Below are 17,310 nucleotides of genomic sequence, written 5' to 3' on the forward strand. Positions count from 1 at the left end.
CGACAGGAGGAACGACCATGATGTTCAAGACATTGGTCGCGGCAGCACTGGGCCTTGCCATGACGGTCCTGCCCGCCGCCGCGCAGGATTTCATCGCCGGCATACCGCGCAACGAAGCACTGATCATCCAGGGACCGGCGGCGCAGAACGCCGAGTGGTTCAATCTGTGGGCTCCGGGTGGCGGGGCCAGCAACAACGGGCTGCAGCAGCTGACCGCCGACACGTTCTGGTTCATCAACCCGGAAGGAACCGGGGACTCGGCCTGGACCAACGCGCTCGCCGCCGACCGTCCGCAGTATAATGAGGACTTCACCCAGATGACGGTGAAGCTCAAGGAAGGCATCTACTGGAGCGACGGCGTCGAGTTCACCGCTGACGACGTGGTCTTTACCGTCGAGACGCAGATCGCCAATCCCGGCATGGGCTGGAGCGCGCCGTTCACCGTGAATGTCGAAAGCGTCGAGGCGCCTGATCCGCGCACGGTCGTATTCAATCTCAATGCACCCAACTCGCGCTTCCATACGCTCTTTACCGTGCGCTGGAACGCCGCCTGGATCATGCCAAAGCATGTGTTCGAGGGTGTCGAGGACCCGCTGGCCTTCAACAACAACCCGCCGGTGTCGCTCTCGGCCTATGTGCTGCACAGCTACGACACGGCCGGCAACTGGGTGATCTGGAAGCTGCGCGACGATTGGGAGCGCACCTCCATCGGCCAGGAGCTCGAGGAAGCGCCGCAGGTCAAATACGTCGTCTACCGCAACGCCGGCAATCCGGACGCGCGCGTCATCGAGCAGATGAACCACAATCTCGACGTCATCAACGACATCGCGCCCGAGGGCATGTTCACCATCGCCCGCCAGGCCGGCGCCAACAGCGCCTACTGGTTCGACGGCTTCCCCTTTGCCCATCCGGACCCGACCCTGCCGTCGGTCCTCTTCAACCACCAGGTCGAGCCGTTCGAGAACAGGGACGTGCGCTGGGCGCTGGCCTTGCTCATCGACATCCGCGCCGTCGCGATGGGCTCCTATCGCGGGGCTGCCAACCTTGCCGCGCTCTCGACGCCCCCGACCGGCACGGCGATCGTGGACTACTATGAGCCGATGCAACAATGGCTGACCGATTTCGAACTCGATACCGGCTCGCGCAGCATCCGGCCCTATGATCCGACCACCGCCGACCAGATCGCCGCTCTCGTGCGTCCGCAATGGGGCGACGACATCCCCGACGACCCGGACCTCCTGAAGCGCATGTTCGGCTTCGGCTGGTGGAAGCAGGACATCCAGGCAGCGACGGAGCTCCTGCAGAAGGCTGGCTTCACCAAGCAGGGCAACCAGTGGATGAAGCCGGACGGCACGCCGTTCACCATCCGCCTGATGGTCGAGGGCGACAATATCCCGACGCTGGCGCGTGCCGGCACCATCATCGCTCAGCAATGGTCGATGGAGGGCATCCAGACGACGGTCGACGTCGCCGGCCCCACCAACGGGCAGCGCCTCGGCGCCGGCGACTTCGAGGCGGCCATATACTGGACCGTCGAGACCTGGGGCGGCCACCCGGACCTCTCGTTCTTCCTCGAGAGCTACCACTCGGACTTCATCAAGCCGTTGGGCGAGGTGCAGCCGCCGCGCAACCTGCAACGTTGGCAGGACGAGCGGCTCGATGCCATCATCGAGACCAACCGGACCGTCGCTTTCGACGATCCCAAGGTTGCCGAGCTCGGTATCGAGTACCTGCAACTCGCCGTCGAGGAGATGCCGTTCATCCCGCTGATGGCCTACAACAAGTTCGCCCCGTTCGATACGACCTACTGGACCGGATACCCGAGCGCGGCAAACCCCTATGCGGCCTCCGGTCCGTTCTGGTCGAACCTGCGCTACATGATCGTGGCACTCGAGGCCAACCCGAACGCCCCGCAATCCTGACCTTTCGGCCGGGCGGCTTCACAGCTGCCCGGCTTTTCATCCCAAGCAGCGGTGAGCAGATGGACGGCTTTGCCAAGTATCTCGTCCGGCGCTTCTTCCAGTTCATCCTCGTGGTGTTCCTGGGCGTTTCGCTGACGTTTCTCATCACCAACCTGTCGCCGGTCGATCCGGTCGAGCAGACGGTTTCGCTGATGACCAATTTCGGCGCGACCGATCCGCGCTCGGTCGAGCTGATGCGCGAGGCGCTGGCTGAGCTCTACGGCCTCCAAGGCTCGTTTCTCGATCAATACCTCTCGTTCTGGGGCAGGGTGGTGCGCGGCGATTTCGGCCCTTCGCTCTCGTCCTTCCCGACGCCCGTCATGTCGCTGATCATGGGCGCGTTGCCCTGGACCATCGGACTTCTAACACTGGCCGTCGTCATCACCTGGATACTCGGCAATCTGCTCGGAGCGCTCGCCGGCTATTTTCGCTCGAACCTGATGCTGAAGCTCGCCGGCGCGACTGTGATGGCGCTCCATCCCGTGCCGGCCTATATCCTCGGCCTCGTCCTGCTGCTCATCTTCGGTTACGCGTGGCCGGTCCTGCCCATCTCGGGCGGCGCACAGATGAACCTGCAGCCGAGTTTGACGTTCGACTACATCCGGTCCTTGATCCTCCACGGTACCTTGCCCGCGATGACGCTGGTGCTGGCGGGCATCGGCGGCTGGTTCATCTCCATGCGGTCGCTGGTCTCCAACATCGTCACTGACGATCACGTGGTCTATGCCGAACTTGGCGGCGTCTCCTCGAGCAAGATCTTCAGCCAGTACGTGGCGCGCAACGCCCTGCTGCCGCAGGTCACGGGGCTGGCGCTCAGCCTCGGCAGCGTGTTCGGCGGCGCGGTCATCACCGAGTTTCTCTTCAACTATCCCGGCATGGGACGGCTCCTGGTGCAGGGCATCTATCGCGGCGACTACAGCCTCGTGCTCGGAGTGACCACCATGTCGATCATCGCGGTCGCCATCGCCGTCTTCGTCATCGATCTCATCTATCCCCTGATCGACCCGCGCGTGAGGCTCGGCTGATGTTCAAGATCCTCCGCGACCTCCTGCGCTACAATGTCGAGTTCCTCATCGGTTTCGTGCTGACCGCAGGGATATTCCTTTTTGCGCTGGCGCACTTCTTCGCGCCTTACCCCGATACCGCCATCTACCTGCTGCCGCCCGACATGCCGCCGTCGCCCGAATACTGGCTCGGCACCACCTCGCGCGGGCAGGACGTCCTCTGGCAGATGAGCTCGGCCATCTGGAACACAATGACTTTCGGCCTGACGGTCACAGTCCTCAGCCGCCTGCTCGCCGTCACCGTCGGCATGGTCTCGGGGTATCTGGGCGGCAAATGGGACGAGGCGCTGATGACGGTCAACGATACGCTGATCGCGCTGCCCAACATCCCGATCCTGCTGCTCGTCTACTTCGTCATGCGCGACCAGATGAACTGGCCCGTGCTCGCGCTGACCGCCGCGCTCCTCGGCTGGAACCACGACGCGCGGCTCATCCGCTCTGTGGTCCTCAGCCTCCGCCATCGCGAGTTCACGCGCCATGCCGTGTTCGCCGGCATGAGCGTGCCGCAGATCCTCATCCGCCAGCATCTGCCTTATGTGATGCCGGTGGTGTTCTTCACCGCGATGAACAACCTCATCTGGGCGATCGGCCTCGAGGTCACCCTCTCGGTCCTGGGCTTTTCCGATATCAACCGGCCGACCATTGGCGGCATGATCTACTGGGCCAACCAGCACCAGGCGATCATCGCCGGCATCTGGTGGTGGATCGCCTTCCCCATCATCGCCATCGTGATCCTGTTCCTCGGCCTCTTCCTGCTCGCGATCTCGGTCAACGAATACATCGACCCGCGCAGCCGACTGAGCCGGATGGGAGGCTGAACCAATGCTCGCAGCAACCATTGACGCACCGACCCGCACCCGCCCGGTCCTCGAGGTCGAGAACCTCAAGGCCTACTACCAGATGAACTATTTCGGCGTGTCGCGCGAAGTGCGCGCCGTCGACGACGTGACGCTGACCATCAACCGCAACGAGATCTATGGCATCGCCGGAGAATCCTCGTCGGGCAAGTCGACGCTGATCAAGACCATCGCCGGCGCCATCACGCCGCCGCTCCGGGTCGTCTCCGGCTCGGTCAAGTTCGATTTCGGCGGGTCGCAGCTTGATGTCTATGCCAGACCCAAGGCGATGAAGGCCGCCCGCTGGCGGCACCTCTCCTACATCATGCAGGGCTCGATGAACGTGTTGAACCCGGTCCGCAAGGTCCGGCACGCCTTCGACGACTTCGCCTTCAGGCATATGGGGCTTTCGCCGGCGCAGTTCCGCAGCCGGGTCGAGGGACACCTCAAGCGCCTCGGCCTCGATCCGCGGGTGCTCGAATCCTACCCGCACCAGCTCTCCGGCGGCATGCGCCAGCGCCTGACCATCGCGCTCGCGACCGTCTGCGAGCCCGAATTCATCATTGCCGATGAGCCGACGACCGCCCTCGACGTGCTCGTGCAGCAGGACGTGCTGGCTCTCATCAAGGACGTGCAGCAGCGCCTGGGCTCGTCGGTCGTCTTCGTCACCCACGACATGACTGTTCACGCCGCCATCGCCGATCGCATCGGCATCGTCTATGCCGGCCGGCTGGTGGAGGAGGGACCGACCGACGACGCTTTCGCGCGGCCCCAGCACCCCTATACCGCGCACCTCATATCGAGCCTGCCGCGCCTCGGCGACGTCTCGCGGCGCAAGGCCTTGCCCGGCAAGCCGCCCAACCTCAGCGATCCGCCATCGGGCTGCCGCTTCCACCCGCGCTGTCCGCTCGCGATCGACAGGTGCAAGGTCGAAAATCCTCCGCTCGTCTCGCGCGCCACCGGACGTGTCGCATGTTGGCGGGCAGGGGAGGTGGAGGTCGCATGAGCGTGCTTCTCGAACTCCAGTCGGTCACCAAGACCTTCTCCATCGGCGGCTTCTTCGACCGCAGCAAGCTGCAGGCGGTCAAGGGCGCGACCTTCGCCCTCGACGACACGCGGCCGGAGATATTCACCATCGTCGGCGAGTCCGGCAGCGGCAAAACCACCATTGCCCGCATGATCCTCGGCAACGAAACGCCGACGACCGGCACCATCCGCTTCATGGGCGAAGACGTGTCGCAGCTGCGCAGCCGTCGCCGGCGCCTTGCGTTCATGGCCAGGGTGCAGCCGATCTTTCAGAACCCGTTCGAGGCGTTCAACCCGCTGACCACCCTCGATTACTATCTCTATTCCACCGCGAGACGCTTCCTGGGTGTGCGTGGCGCCGCCGCCGACGAAGCGCTCGACAAGGCCCTCAACCATGTCGGTCTCTCCCTTGCCGAGGTGAAGGGACGCTATTCCCATGAGCTTTCCGGCGGCCAGCTCCAGCGCATTGCCGTCGCGCGGGCGCTGATCCCCGGTCCCAAGCTTATCGTCGCCGACGAGCCGGTCTCGATGGTCGATGCGTCGCTGCGGATGTCGATCGTCAATCTTTTCCGCACTTTACGCGACGATCTGGGCGTATCGATCATCTACATCACCCATGACCTGGCGACGGCCTATTACATCTCGGACCGCGTCATCATCATGCACAAAGGCGATGTCATAGAGGCGGGAGAGGCCAGGGCCGTTCTCGACAATCCGCAACAAGCGTACTCACTGGCTCTCAAGAACGCGGTGCTGCCCCCCGATCCGACCGCGGCACGACTCGCCCTCGAAAGACGCCGCTCGGCAGTTTCGGCAGTCTAAGCCTTCCAGTCGCTACGAAACGATACCTCCTTCCTGACGAGGCATTGACTGAATTCCTGCCGATGTTGCCTCGTGCGTCCCTACGGTCCGAGGCCCTTACCAAAGAAGAGGTCCAAGAACTTGAACGGCGCTTCGGTTGAGAGGGGTCACTCCTGCAGTCTACGTCCGTCTATGATCGCGCGTACTTCCGCTTCCACCGTATCGAGCAGGCGGTTGATGACGACAACCGCGAGCTGCGGATCTTCGGCGAGAATGGCGTCGGCCAGCTCACGGTGGATGGGAAACGAATCGAGGCCGAACGCGTCCGCAGAGAACGGCGAGGACCCGCCGCGTTCGAGGGCGTGGTCGAGGTTGATCAGCAATTGGCCGTACATCGGGTTGCCGGACGCATCGTAGATCGCGCCGTGGAAGGCATGATCGGCTTCGCGCCACGGGCGGCCGGAGTTGACCTCGAGCAGCAACAGATCGCAAAGCCGCGAGATTTCCTCGCGTTGCGCGCGGGTGGCATTGATCGCTGCCTTGCGCACGACGTCGTTTTCCAGCGTCCGGCGGATCTCCATGAGGCGGAGCAGCGCCTCGCCCTCCAGACGCACCATGGTCGGCACCAGCCCGCGCGAAGCCTGGACGCGGGCGGTGAGATAGGTGCCGTCGCCGCGCCGGCGCTTGATGATGCCGAGGCCTTCCCACCGGTTGAGCGCCTCGCGGATGGTCGAGCGTCCGACGCCGAGCGTGGCGGCGAGCGAAACCTCCGGCGGCAGCTTGTCGCCGATCCGCAGCCCCGCGCGCTCGATCATTTCCGCCAGGGCGTCGAGCACGGCGACGCCGCGCGTGCGCGGCTCCAGCGGCTCCAGATAGCGCAGGGCGTCTTGTCCTCTCACCGCGCCATGTCCTCCCGTATGGTGGCTTTACCCCCACACACCACGTTTCGCGCGTCTTGTCAGCCTCGCGTCATCGCGCCGCTTGCCGGGCGGGCGAGCGCAAGTCGAGCAATTCCGTCAACGCTTCGATCAGCCGGTCCATCTGGGCGCGCGAGTTGTAACCCTGGACCGACAGGCGTGCGATACACGTCTTCTGCCATCTGAAGACGGGGATTTCGATCCTGTAGGTGTCGAACAGCGTCCGATGAATTTCGGCGGTATCGCAGTCCGGCAGGGCCATGGCCACCATTTGCGGAGCGCAGAATTCCGGAGCGCTCAGGAGATCGAGCCCCGTCAGCTCGGCAAGGCGCATCGCGGTCTCCTGCGCCAGGGCGCGGCATTGAGCGGCGACGCCGTCCCAGTCATGCTCGCGGCGGAAGGCGAGAGCCGAGGGCACAGAGAGCCACGCAGAGGGATCGCGGGTGCCCTGCATCTCGACTTCATCGATGAAGGGCGAGTTGCCAAAGGCGCCGCTGGCCCCCGGTTCCTTGGATTTTGCCGTCCAGCCGTGGCTTATGACCAGCGGATTGAGCAGATGCTGCACCTCCGGCCGGGCATAGAGGAACGCCGACCCCTTTGGCGTCATCAGCCACTTGTGGCAATTGCCCGAATAGAAGTCGGCCCCGAGCGCATCGAGATCGAGCCGGAGATGCCCTGGGGTGTGGGCGCCGTCGATGACCGACCAGATGCCCCGCCGACGCGCCTCGGCAACGGCTCTCTCGATGGGGAAGATGAGCGCGGTCGGCGAGGTGATGTGGCTGAGGAAGAGCACGCGGGTGCGGCCGGTCATGCCGGCAAGGATGGCATCGGTGAACTGCGCCTCGTTCACCAGCGGCATGGGTATCTTGGCGACCACCACTTCGGCCCCGGTCTTGCGGCAGACATAAGCCCAGGTCTTCTCCAGCGCCGAGTATTCGTGATCGGTGGTGAGAATCTGGTCGCCGGGTTTGAGGTCGAGCGACTGGGCGACGATGTTGAGGCCGGTAGTGGCGTTGGTCAGGCCGACGATGTCGCCGGCGCCGGCGCCGAGCTCGGCGGCCAGCGCTTCGCGGGGAACGCGCATGAGCTCGTTGAGCCGGCGGCCGAGGAAATCGACTGGCTCACGCTCCAGCTCCAGTTGCCAGGCCTGATAGGTCTCGAAGACCGGGCGCGGGCAGGCGCCGAACGAACCGTGATTGAGGAAGACGACATCCTCACGCAGGAGGAAATGCCGGGCGAGATTGTCGGACACGATTCAGCGGCCTTTCAGGGTGGGATCGAGCGCGTCGCGCAGGCCATCGCCGAAGAGCGAGGTCGCCAGCACGGTGATGGCGAGGGCGGCCGTGGGGAAGACGGCCATATGCCAGTAGAAGAACATATAGTCGATGCCCTCGTTGATCATCTGGCCCCAGGTGGGCGTCGGCGGCGGCACGCCGATGCCGAGAAAGCTCAGGCTGGCTTCGAGCATCATGGCGAGCGGTATGGCCAGCACGAAACCGACGATGATGGGGCTGACGGAGTTGGGGATCAGGTGCCGGCGGATGATATACCAGGGCGAGGCGCCCAGCGCCTGCGCCGCGCGCACGAACTCCCTTTCGCGGAACGCCTTCACCTGTGCGCGCACCTGCAGGCACACCTGCACCCAGCCGAAGAGCGCGGCGATCAGCACGATGGTGAAGTAACCACCCCGGGTCAGCGCACCCAGCAACATGGCCGCGAGCAGCGGCGGAACCACCGAGAACAACTCGATGATGCGCATGACGAACCAGTCCAGCCGGCCGCCGAAGTATCCGGCAAGCGCACCGACCGGAATGCCGATGACGACGCTGAAGGCTGCCGCGATGAACCCGATCGAGAGTGACACCCGCGCGCCGTAGACGATGCGCGTATAGAAGTCGCGCCCCAGCCCGTCGACGCCGAACCAGTGCTGCGCGGAAGGGAAGGCGAGCGATTCCGTCAGGAACAGCTGCGCTTCGGGAGGTACCGGAGTGATGAGCGGCGCAAACAGCGCCATCAGGATGAGGACGGCAAGCACCAGCCCCCCGGCGACGGCCGCCTTGTTGGAGAGGAACCGCTGCCAGGCGAACCAGATAGGGCTTCGCTGGGGCAGGTCGGCAATGGGCACGGCGACCTCGGTCATTCGGAGCCTCCCATGCGGATACGCGGATTGATCAGCGCATAGACGATGTCGGAGAGGAGGTAGGCGATGCAGTACATGAAGGTGATCATCAGCATCAGCGCCATCTCAAGGGGATAGTCGCGTTTCTCGATGGAAGACACGAAGTAAGCGCCGAGCCCAGGGACCCGGAACATCGCCTCGACGAAGATCGATCCGGTGGCGGTGCCGATGAACATCGGCAGGAACACGGTGACGAGAGGGATGGCTGAATTGCGCAGCACATGCTGGAAGACGATGCGGTTTTCCGAGAGCCCTTTGGCGCGCAGCACCGTGACGAAAGGACGGCTGAGGGTGTCCAGCATCGCCGAGCGGGTGTAGCGCGCATATGTCGCCATCGGGATCGCCGCATAGGCGGCGATCGGCAGGATCCAGCGCTCCGGTTGCGGCCAGCCGCTCGCCGGCAGCCAGTTGAGCCAGACGGCAAACACGAGAATCAGGAGCATGGAGGTGACGAAGACCGGGATGGTAAGGCCGATCGTCGAGACGGTTGAGGCAAAATAGTCGATCCAGGTGTTGCGGTTGAGCGCGGCGGCCATGCCGAGGAGGATGCCCAGCGGCGCACCGATGACGACACCGAGCCCGCCGAGCACCAGGCTTGGCACCCATGCGCGTGACAACAGCTGGATAACCGTTTCACCCGGGCTCTGGTAAGGCACGCCGAAATCGAAGTGCAGCACGCCCCACATGTAGCGCAGGTATTGGACATGCAGCGGCTGGTCCAGCCCCAGCTGCGCCATGAGCTTTTCCCGCACGGCCGCGGAGACCGGCATGTCGTTGGCGTCGAACGGTCCGCCCGGAATGGAGTGCATCATCAGGAAGATGATGAGCGAGACCACGAAGAAGGTGACGGCTACCGAGAGCAGGCGGCGCAGGACATAGGGCAGCATCGGTTCCTCCTTCCTAAGGCGTCACATAGGCTTCGACGCGATGGTCGGGTGCGATCGTCACCAGCTGCGGCTCCGCGCGAGGGGCAGCCCCGGTCTGGATGACGGTGTACCGGGGGGTAGCCGCCGCGATCTCTTCAGCCGAAAGAAAGCTGCGCTGCCGCCGCTCGCGCGGATTGGTGGCCGGAATGGCATCGAGCAGGGCGCGGGTATAGGGGTGCTGCGGATCGGCGAAAATGCGCGCGGTCGGCGCCTCTTCAACCACCCGGCCGCGATACATGACTACGACACTGTCGGTGAGTGACTTCACCGTCGAGAGGTCATGGCTGATGAACAGCATGGACAGGCCCATTTCGGCCTGCAGTCGCTTCAGCAGGCCGATGATCTGCGTCTTGACGGTGACGTCGAGCGCCGACGTCGGCTCGTCGGCGACCAGTACGCTCGGGCCGAGGATCAACGCGCGCGCAATGGCGACACGCTGGCGCTGCCCGCCGGAAAGCTCGTGGGGGTAGCGCGTGGCATAGCTGCGCTCGAGCCCGACGCGCTCCAGCCACTCCAGCGCTTTCCCTGTTTGCTCGCGCGGTGTGCCGATCCCGTGGATGTGCAGCGGCTCGGCGATGATCTGCGCCAGAGTCATCATCGGATCGAGGGCCGAATAGCTGTCCTGGAAGACGATCTGCATGCGCCGGCGGTAGGGCTTGAGCGCTTCGGGCGTAAGGCCCGAGATATCCTTGCCGTCGACGACGATTTCACCGCTCGAGGAATCGGTCAGGCGCATGGCCATCAGGCCGGTCGTGGTCTTGCCCGAGCCCGATTCTCCGACGATGGCGACGATGCGGTTTCGCGGCAGGACGATGTCCACCGAGCGCACGGCATGGAAGTCGCCGTACTCATGGAAAAGGCCCGCACGGCGCCGGATGCGGTAGGATTTGGAAAGACCGCGCAGCTCCAGGGCAGGGGTGGGGTCGGCACCGCCGGGCGCAGGTTCGAAACTCGCCTCGAGGCTTGCCAGCAGCTGCCTGGTGTAGTCGTGCCGGGGCGCATCGAAGATCTGCTGGACCGGGCCTTCCTCCATGATCTCGCCGCGATACATGACCAGCACCCGGTCCACCGTCTCGGCGATGACGCCGAGATCGTGGGTGATCATGATGAGCGCCATGCCGAATTCGGCTTGGATCTCCTTGATGAGCTGCAGGATCTGCGCCTGGATGGTGACGTCGAGCGCCGTCGTCGGCTCGTCGGCGATCAGCACCTTCGGCCGACAGGAGAGAGCCATGGCGATCATCGCCCGCTGCAGCATTCCCCCCGACAGCTGATGCGGATAGTAGTCGAGAACATCCGCCGCATTCTTTATCTCGACCCGTTCGAGCAGCCGTCGCGCCTCTGCCCGGGCCTCCCGCTTGCTGACGCGGCGATGCGCCTGGATGGTCTCGGCGATCTGATGCCCGATGGTGAAGACCGGGTCGAACGCCGTCATCGGATCCTGGAAGATCATCGCCGCCGCCCGCCCGCGCAGACGCGAGAGGTCCTCCTTGCCTGCTTTTGCGACGTCCGTCCCGTCGAGGCGCAGCTTCGTTGCGGTGACCTCAGCCGTCGCCGGCAGCAGGCGCAGGAGTGCGCTGCAGCTCACCGATTTTCCCGAGCCGGACTCGCCGACGATTCCGAGGCTTTCCCCTTCTTCGAGGGTGAAACTGATGCCACGCACGGCGTCCACCGCGCCGCCATATTGGCGGAAGCTCACCTTGAGGTCTTCGATCTCGACGAGAGGCATGCGTTCTGCCCTGGCAGGAGTAGGGCGCTTCCCGGAAGGGCGCCGGGAAGCGCGGTCGATCGCGCTACTGCTTCGTCATGTGGGTGAAGAAGTAATGGGCGAGGCGGTCGAGCGGGGTGAAGCCCAGGGCGTTGGGCTGCGATCCTTCACCCCCGAGCTGGTCGGAGACGACCGCGATGGTGATCGGATGGACCAGGGGAACGATCAGCCCCTGGTCGATCATGATCTGCTCGGCCTGCGCATAGAGGTCGACGCGCGTGTCCCAGTCGGATTCGGAGTCGGCCTGCGCCACCAGCGCGTCATATTCGGGGATGAAGTAACCATGCCGGCCGCCATTGTAGAAGATGCCGTAGAAGTTCGACGGGTCGAGGTAGTCGTACTCGTAGGGCGAGATGAAGATGTTGTTGCGCTTGTTGCGCAGCCCGTCCATCCAGTCCGCGCCGGGAAGCGCGCGGATGTTCATGTTGATGCCCAGGATCTCGCGAAACTCGGCCTGAAGATATTGCGCCATGGCCGGGATGATCGCGCCGTTGTAGCCGCCCTCGTCACGGATCCAGATCTCGATGTCAGGGAAGCCTTCGCCATTGGCATATCCTGCGTCTGCCAGGAACTGCTTGGCGCGTTCGGGATCAAATACCGCCTGCGCGACCACCTCCTCATTGTATCCGGGGTAGCCCGGCGGCAGGATCGAGCCGGCCGGTATCGCGATGTCCTTAAGGACGGTCGAGGTCAGCTCTTCCCGGTCGATCGCGTAGTAGAAGGCGCGCCGCACGTTGACGTCGTCGAACGGCTCGGCCTCGAGGTCGAAGGAGATGTAGGACGTGGCAAAGACCGCGTTCTTGCGGATGCCGTCGGGATAGCGCTGGGTGGCGACCGGCACCTGTCCGGTGTTGAGGAACGAGTAGTCCGCATCACCCGCGAGAAACGCCGGCAGGCCGACTTCCGGCGCGGCAAGGGTCGGATCGAGCTCCAGCCGGTCGATTGTCGGCTGCCAAGGCCCGGTATAGGTATCGGACTTGGTATAGACGACGGCGTTGTTGGATTTTTCCCAGCTCTCGATCTCGAAGGGGCCGGAGGACACGATGCTTTCGACATTGAGCGCCCAGTCGTCGCCCAGTTCGTCGACCTTGTGCTTGGGCACGGGGTACCAGAGGCTGGTGACCGAGGGGAAGTAGGGCTTGGGCGCCGTGGTCGTCACTTCGATGGTGAGGTCGTCCACTGCCTCGAGGCCCAAGGTCGAAACGTCCGCCGTTCCCTCGGTGACTTCCTTCCAACCCTTGATGCCGCCGGCGAAATCCCAATACCAGGCGAAGTCGTAGCCGGAGGTCGCGGCGCGCTGCAGGGCGAAGACGTAGTCCTCGGCCGTCAGCGGCTCTCCGTCCGACCACACCAGTCCCTCTCGCAATTTGAACGTCCAGGTGAGGCCGTCTTCCGACTGGCTCCAGCTCTCGGCCGCCATCGGCGTCAGCTCGAACTCCTTGTCGAAGGTTGCGATCGGAACCTGCAGCAGTTCCGCGCCGGTGCCGCGGTCATAGACCGTCTTCATGTAGTCCATGTAGGTGCCGGTTGTGGTCCCGAACGGGGCGACCACCGTCGTTTGGGCCAGCGCCGGCAAAGTCAGCGCGGTAACGGTGGCCAGCCCCCAGGCCAGCTTGCGCACAAAGGTCATGAGCTCCCTCCTTGCAGAGCAGATGGACGTTCCCTGACGCGTCGGACTCGAGCGCAAAGCCCGGCCGATCGCTTTGTTTGACGGCACTCGCCGCCATGAGCGGTTCCCCTCGAAACCGCTAATGCCATATGTCTGACAAATCTGCGCTGGCTTAGCAATGTGCAGTCGCCAAAATATGCACATGATATGAGCGTGCAGGAAAATGGCCAACGCAAGAAAACTTGCAGCAATGTAAACTATTGCAAGTTAAATCGCAGCATGATACCCCACATCTAGTGGAGGAATCATGTCGGTACTCGAACGCGTGCAGCAGGCGGCGGAAACGCTGACGCCGTCGGAGCGGCAGCTGGTCAAGCAGCTCATCGCTAATCCGCGGGATATCGCCCTGGCAACGGCAAGCGAGCTTGCAAGCCGCGTGGGCGTGCACGAGGCGACCGCTTCGCGCCTGGCGCGCAAGCTCGGATATCCGAGCTACTCCGGATTCCGCAACGCCATCCAGCAGGAATTCATCGTCAAGACGGATCCGGCGGTGCGCGTGCGCAATACGCTCGATCAGACGACGAGCGGCGATCTGCTGGCCGATCTCATCGGCCGCGAGATCGAAGCGCTGACGGCGCTGCCGCGCTATGTCGACATGGCCCGGCTGTCGGAAGCCGCCAGGGTCCTCCTCGATGCGCGCCGGATCTTCGTATTCGCCCGCGGGAACGCCGAGGCTCTGGGAGTGCAGGTCGAGCGGCGTCTGCGTCGCATGGGCCTTCAGGTCTTTGCGCTGCGCGGTGACGCGCGTGACAGCGCCGAACAGGTGCTGGCCATGGAAAAGGGTGATGCCCTGATCGGCTGCGTCTTCCGTCGCCAGCCCAAGCTTTATGCACCGCTGCTCGACCATGTGCGTGCCGTCGGCGCAAAGTCGATCATCATCGCCGGCAGCATCGGCCCGTCGCTTGCGCCAAAGTCCGATCACCTCCTGTTCGCCCCGCGTTCGGGGTCGCAGGAAGGTTTCCAGACGTTGACTGTTCCCATGGCCATTGCCAACGCCCTGGTGCTGGCGATGGCCGCTGAAGACAAGCGGGGGGCCTTGGAAAAGCTCGAAACGCTCGGGCAGCTCATCGCTGCGTTCGAAGGGTAGGAGGTGCCAGGCAGGCGTCCTCGTGCGCCCGTGTTCTGCAAGTTCATATGCACGTTACATAACAATTGCAAAAGGACGTGCACTCAACGGGCGCCATGGCGCCCTCTCTGGAGGAAAGACCAATGAACAAGACGAGACTAGCGATTTCGGTCGCCGCCATGATGGCGGCTGCCGGTGGGGCCATGGCGCAGGATGCCGACATGGGCGCCTTCCTCGATGCGATGACGCCCGAGGAACTTCTGCCGCTGGCGCAGGAAGAAGGCACCGTTACCGTCTATGCCTTCACCAGCCGCATCGCGGCAGTCGAGACGGCGTTCGAGGCTGCCTATCCCGGCATCGACATGATCGGCTACGACATGAGCTCGACCGAGCAGATCACCCGTATCAAGGCCGAAGCGGCCGCGGGCATCAACAATGTCGACGTCATCTACATCTCCGATGCTCCCGTGGTTTATACGGAGCTCCTGGGGGCAGGGCTCCTCACCGCCTATGTGCCGCCGCGGGTGGCGGACGCTCTCGACGACGCCGAAAAGGCGCCTCTCCTCAGCCAGCGCCTCTCGACCAAGGTGCTGATGTACAATGAGGAAGCGTATCCGGATGGTGCGCCGGTTTCCAATCTCTGGGAGCTGACGACCGAGGACTGGACCGGCCGCGTCATCATGGTCGATCCGCTGCAGCGCGGCGATTACCTCGATCTCATGACCGAATTCGTGCTGCGCGCCGAGGAGATGGCGTCCGCCTATGAGGCGCAGTTCGGCAGCCCCATCGCCCTCGACGACGGCATCGAGAATGCCGGCGAGCAGTTCATCGTCGATCTCTTCGAGAACGACGTGATCCTCGTCTCCTCGACCGACGACGTGAACGCCGCCATCGGCGCCGTCGGGCAGGAGAACCCGCCCATCGGCTTCACCTCCTACTCGGACCGTCGCGACAACGAGGACGAGGGCTGGGCGCTGCAGGTTGCCAACGATGTAGTGCCCTCGAACGGCATCATCTTCCCGGCGGTGCTTGCAGTCTCGGCGACGACGCAGCACCCGGCTGCCGCACGCCTCGCCATCGACTTCCTGATGGGCGACGACAGCGATACCGGTGGGCCGGGCTATGCGCCCTTCTACGTGCCCGGCGACTACGCGACGCGCGGCGACATCGTCGACCATCCCGATGCCGTGCCGCTTGCCGAGTTCTCCGCCTGGAGCGTCGACCCGGTCGCGACCTCGAGCATCCGGCAGGCGGTCGGCGATCTCGTGCTCGAGCTGCAGTAGGCGATAACAATGCCTCCGGGCCAAAGTGCCCGGAGGCGCTTCAAACGATCGATCGGATCATGACCCACGCTCTTTCCCTCAAGGCCGCGTCACAACGTTGGGCCTCGGGCGGGCTCGCCCTCAAGCTTGCCGTGCTCCTGGCGCTCGGCGTGCTGGTGGCGGCCCCGCTGCTGCGCATCTTCTTGGAGACCCTCGGCCCCGACGCGATCGCGGCCTGGACGGACGTCACCGCCAGCCGCCTCTCGCGCAACCTCCTCTGGCTGCCGCTCGCCAACACCATGATCCTCGGCTTCGGGGTTGCCGCCGGATGCGTGCTGATCGGCGGGTACCTTGCCTGGCTCGTCGTCATGACGGACATCCCGTTCCGTCGCACCATCGGCTTGATGGCGACGCTCCCGTTCATGATCCCGAGCTTTGCCACGGCGCTCGCCTGGGGTTCGCTTTTCCGCAACTCGCGCGTCGGCGGGCAGGTCGGCTTCCTTGAGGGGCTGGGCCTTGCCGTCCCCGACTGGCTCGCCTGGGGAATCGTGCCGACCCTCATCGTCCTCATCGCACATTATTATTCTCTGGCATTCACCGTCATCGCGGCCGCGCTCGCGACGGTCAATTCCGACCTCGTCGAGGCCGCACAGATCGCTGGGGCGAAGCGCGGGCGCATCCTCATGGGCATCATCCTGCCGGTGGCGCTGCCGGCGATCGTCGCCGGCGCGTCTCTCACCTTCGCCGGCGCCGTCTCCAACTTCGCCGCGCCTGCGCTGCTGGGCCTTCCGGTGCGCATGCAGACGCTGGCGACGCGCCTCTTCGGCCTCATCGAAGTCGGGCAGACGGCGCGCGGCTACGTCATCGCCATCCTGCTGATCGCCGTTTCCGCGCTCTTCCTCTGGTTCGGCAACAAGGTGATTTCCGGTCGCCGCTCCTATGCCACCATCACCGGCAAGGGCGGCCGCGCCAAGCGGTTCGAGCTCGCCGGAGCACGCCTGCCGCTCTTTGCAGTGGCGCTGGCGATCTGCGTCCTCACCACGATCGTACCGGTGTTGATCCTCATCGCCTCCTCGATGGCGCCGTCTTCCTCAGCCCTCTTTTCCAACTGGACGCTGCACTACTGGTTCGGCGCCTCAGATCCGGCCATCGCGCAGGGCCAGGCGGGCGTCTGGCACAACCCGTTCATACTCTCGGCGACGAGCCTGACGGTCGGGCTGGGCGTGACCGTCGCCGTCACCGGCACGGCCCTCGGCCTCATCGTCGCCTTCGTTCTCGCCCGTCACGGGCGCGGACCGCTCGCCGGCGCCATCAACCAGTTGAGTTTCCTGCCGCTGCTGGTGCCCGGCATAGCGTTCGGCGCCGCCTATATCGCGCTCTTCGGCGCGCCCATCGGGCCGCTCCCGGCGCTTTACGGCACGTTCCCCCTGCTGGTTATCGCAGGCACCGCCTATCTCCTGCCGTTCGCGGTGCAGACCGGCCGCGCGGTCATCCAGCAGGTCTCGGGCGATCTCGACGAGAGCGCACGGCTGACGGGCGCGGGTTTCTTCAGGCGCATGGGCGCGATCACGGTCCCCCTCGCCATCCGAGGCCTTGCTGCCGGCGCGCTCATCGTCTTCGTCAAGATCATGCGCGATCTCTCGCTCGTCGTGCTGCTTTTTACGCCCACCACGCCGCTGCTCGCGGTCCTGGCCTACCGCTATGCGTCGGAAGGCTTTACCCAGTTCGCCAACGCCATAACCGTCGTCATTCTCGTGATCTCGATCGCCGCGACCCTGCTGGCCAATCGCCTGCAGGCCAAGTCGCAGCCCTGGCTCAAGTCCTGAGGCCAATTG

Annotated in this window: 14 protein-coding genes; 8 read left to right on the forward strand and 6 right to left on the reverse strand. The window is 64.5% G+C overall.

Translation table 11 applies throughout. The features are described 5' to 3' along the window. Nucleotides 1-20 precede the first annotated feature (20 nt). The 5 genes from VE25_RS11175 to VE25_RS11195 are packed head-to-tail and all read left to right on the forward strand — an operon-like array spanning nt 21 to nt 5,709. Nucleotides 21-1,922 carry an ABC transporter substrate-binding protein gene (locus VE25_RS11175; protein ID WP_439328907.1) on the forward strand — a complete coding sequence of 634 codons (1,902 nt, stop codon included), beginning with the start codon at nt 21-23 and terminating at the stop codon, nt 1,920-1,922. Nucleotides 1,923-1,981: 59 nt separating this feature from the next. Further along, the gene (locus tag VE25_RS11180) at nt 1,982-2,986 is read left to right on the forward strand and encodes an ABC transporter permease (protein ID WP_046108698.1); all 1,005 of its coding nucleotides are present in this window, start codon (nt 1,982-1,984) and stop codon (nt 2,984-2,986) included. Then, nucleotides 2,986-3,843, forward strand: a complete 858-nt coding sequence (locus VE25_RS11185) for an ABC transporter permease (RefSeq protein ID WP_046108699.1) — start codon at nt 2,986-2,988, stop codon at nt 3,841-3,843. The genes VE25_RS11180 and VE25_RS11185 overlap by 1 nt, the downstream gene beginning before the upstream one ends. A gap of 4 nt (nt 3,844-3,847) precedes the next feature. Then, complete coding sequence (locus VE25_RS11190) at nt 3,848-4,867, forward strand: ABC transporter ATP-binding protein (RefSeq protein WP_046108700.1); 1,020 nt, start codon at nt 3,848-3,850, stop codon at nt 4,865-4,867. Continuing rightward, nucleotides 4,864-5,709, forward strand: a complete 846-nt coding sequence (locus VE25_RS11195) for an ABC transporter ATP-binding protein (protein WP_046108701.1) — start codon at nt 4,864-4,866, stop codon at nt 5,707-5,709. Before VE25_RS11190 ends, VE25_RS11195 begins: the two co-directional genes overlap by 4 nt. A 146-nt stretch (nt 5,710-5,855) precedes the next feature. Here the strand turns inward: VE25_RS11195 and VE25_RS11200 are convergent, their stop codons facing one another. From VE25_RS11200 to VE25_RS11225, 6 genes are all read right to left on the reverse strand, one after another. Further along, on the reverse strand, nt 5,856-6,587 hold the full coding sequence (locus VE25_RS11200) for a FadR/GntR family transcriptional regulator (RefSeq protein WP_046108702.1): 732 nt from the start codon (nt 6,585-6,587) through the stop codon (nt 5,856-5,858). 70 nt (nt 6,588-6,657) lie between these two features. After that, nucleotides 6,658-7,857 (reverse strand): aminotransferase class V-fold PLP-dependent enzyme, encoded by a 1,200-nt coding sequence (locus VE25_RS11205; protein ID WP_046108703.1) that lies wholly within the window; start codon nt 7,855-7,857, stop codon nt 6,658-6,660. A gap of 3 nt (nt 7,858-7,860) precedes the next feature. Then, complete coding sequence (locus VE25_RS11210; protein ID WP_046108704.1) at nt 7,861-8,745, reverse strand: ABC transporter permease; 885 nt, start codon at nt 8,743-8,745, stop codon at nt 7,861-7,863. Then, complete coding sequence (locus VE25_RS11215; RefSeq protein ID WP_046108705.1) at nt 8,742-9,671, reverse strand: ABC transporter permease; 930 nt, start codon at nt 9,669-9,671, stop codon at nt 8,742-8,744. The genes VE25_RS11210 and VE25_RS11215 overlap by 4 nt, the downstream gene beginning before the upstream one ends. A 13-nt stretch (nt 9,672-9,684) precedes the next feature. Next, a complete protein-coding gene (locus tag VE25_RS11220) occupies nt 9,685-11,439 on the reverse strand; it encodes an ABC transporter ATP-binding protein (protein ID WP_052731899.1) in 1,755 nt (584 codons plus the stop codon). Between the two features lie 64 nt (nt 11,440-11,503). Continuing rightward, on the reverse strand, nt 11,504-13,108 hold the full coding sequence (locus VE25_RS11225) for a peptide ABC transporter substrate-binding protein (protein ID WP_046108706.1): 1,605 nt from the start codon (nt 13,106-13,108) through the stop codon (nt 11,504-11,506). Nucleotides 13,109-13,394: 286 nt separating this feature from the next. Here VE25_RS11225 and VE25_RS11230 point away from each other — a divergent pair, with 286 nt between their 5' ends. The 3 genes from VE25_RS11230 to VE25_RS11240 all read left to right on the forward strand — a co-directional run bounded on the left by VE25_RS11230 (nt 13,395) and on the right by VE25_RS11240 (nt 17,301). Then, nucleotides 13,395-14,234, forward strand: a complete 840-nt coding sequence (locus VE25_RS11230; protein WP_046108707.1) for a MurR/RpiR family transcriptional regulator — start codon at nt 13,395-13,397, stop codon at nt 14,232-14,234. 122 nt (nt 14,235-14,356) lie between these two features. Continuing rightward, nucleotides 14,357-15,496, forward strand: a complete 1,140-nt coding sequence (locus tag VE25_RS11235; protein WP_046108708.1) for an ABC transporter substrate-binding protein — start codon at nt 14,357-14,359, stop codon at nt 15,494-15,496. Nucleotides 15,497-15,555: 59 nt separating this feature from the next. After that, a complete protein-coding gene (locus VE25_RS11240; RefSeq protein ID WP_046108709.1) occupies nt 15,556-17,301 on the forward strand; it encodes an ABC transporter permease in 1,746 nt (581 codons plus the stop codon). The last annotated feature ends 9 nt before the right edge of the window (nt 17,302-17,310 follow it).

Origin of the sequence: Devosia geojensis (assembly GCF_000969415.1) — a bacterium.
Classification (GTDB): domain Bacteria; phylum Pseudomonadota; class Alphaproteobacteria; order Rhizobiales; family Devosiaceae; genus Devosia; species Devosia geojensis.

What these genes read in the sequence shown, in the direction of transcription:
- VE25_RS11240 (WP_046108709.1), top strand. Translation starts at nt 15,556, where the DNA reads ATGACCCACGCTCTTTCCCTCAAGGCCGCGTCACAACGTTGGGCCTCG.
- VE25_RS11175 (WP_439328907.1), top strand. Translation starts at nt 21, where the DNA reads ATGTTCAAGACATTGGTCGCGGCAGCACTGGGCCTTGCCATGACGGTC.
- VE25_RS11215 (WP_046108705.1), bottom strand. Translation starts at nt 9,671, where the DNA reads ATGCTGCCCTATGTCCTGCGCCGCCTGCTCTCGGTAGCCGTCACCTTC.
- VE25_RS11230 (WP_046108707.1), top strand. Translation starts at nt 13,395, where the DNA reads ATGTCGGTACTCGAACGCGTGCAGCAGGCGGCGGAAACGCTGACGCCG.
- VE25_RS11185 (WP_046108699.1), top strand. Translation starts at nt 2,986, where the DNA reads ATGTTCAAGATCCTCCGCGACCTCCTGCGCTACAATGTCGAGTTCCTC.
- VE25_RS11210 (WP_046108704.1), bottom strand. Translation starts at nt 8,745, where the DNA reads ATGACCGAGGTCGCCGTGCCCATTGCCGACCTGCCCCAGCGAAGCCCT.
- VE25_RS11190 (WP_046108700.1), top strand. Translation starts at nt 3,848, where the DNA reads ATGCTCGCAGCAACCATTGACGCACCGACCCGCACCCGCCCGGTCCTC.
- VE25_RS11220 (WP_052731899.1), bottom strand. Translation starts at nt 11,439, where the DNA reads ATGCCTCTCGTCGAGATCGAAGACCTCAAGGTGAGCTTCCGCCAATAT.
- VE25_RS11235 (WP_046108708.1), top strand. Translation starts at nt 14,357, where the DNA reads ATGAACAAGACGAGACTAGCGATTTCGGTCGCCGCCATGATGGCGGCT.
- VE25_RS11195 (WP_046108701.1), top strand. Translation starts at nt 4,864, where the DNA reads ATGAGCGTGCTTCTCGAACTCCAGTCGGTCACCAAGACCTTCTCCATC.
- VE25_RS11225 (WP_046108706.1), bottom strand. Translation starts at nt 13,108, where the DNA reads ATGACCTTTGTGCGCAAGCTGGCCTGGGGGCTGGCCACCGTTACCGCG.
- VE25_RS11180 (WP_046108698.1), top strand. Translation starts at nt 1,982, where the DNA reads ATGGACGGCTTTGCCAAGTATCTCGTCCGGCGCTTCTTCCAGTTCATC.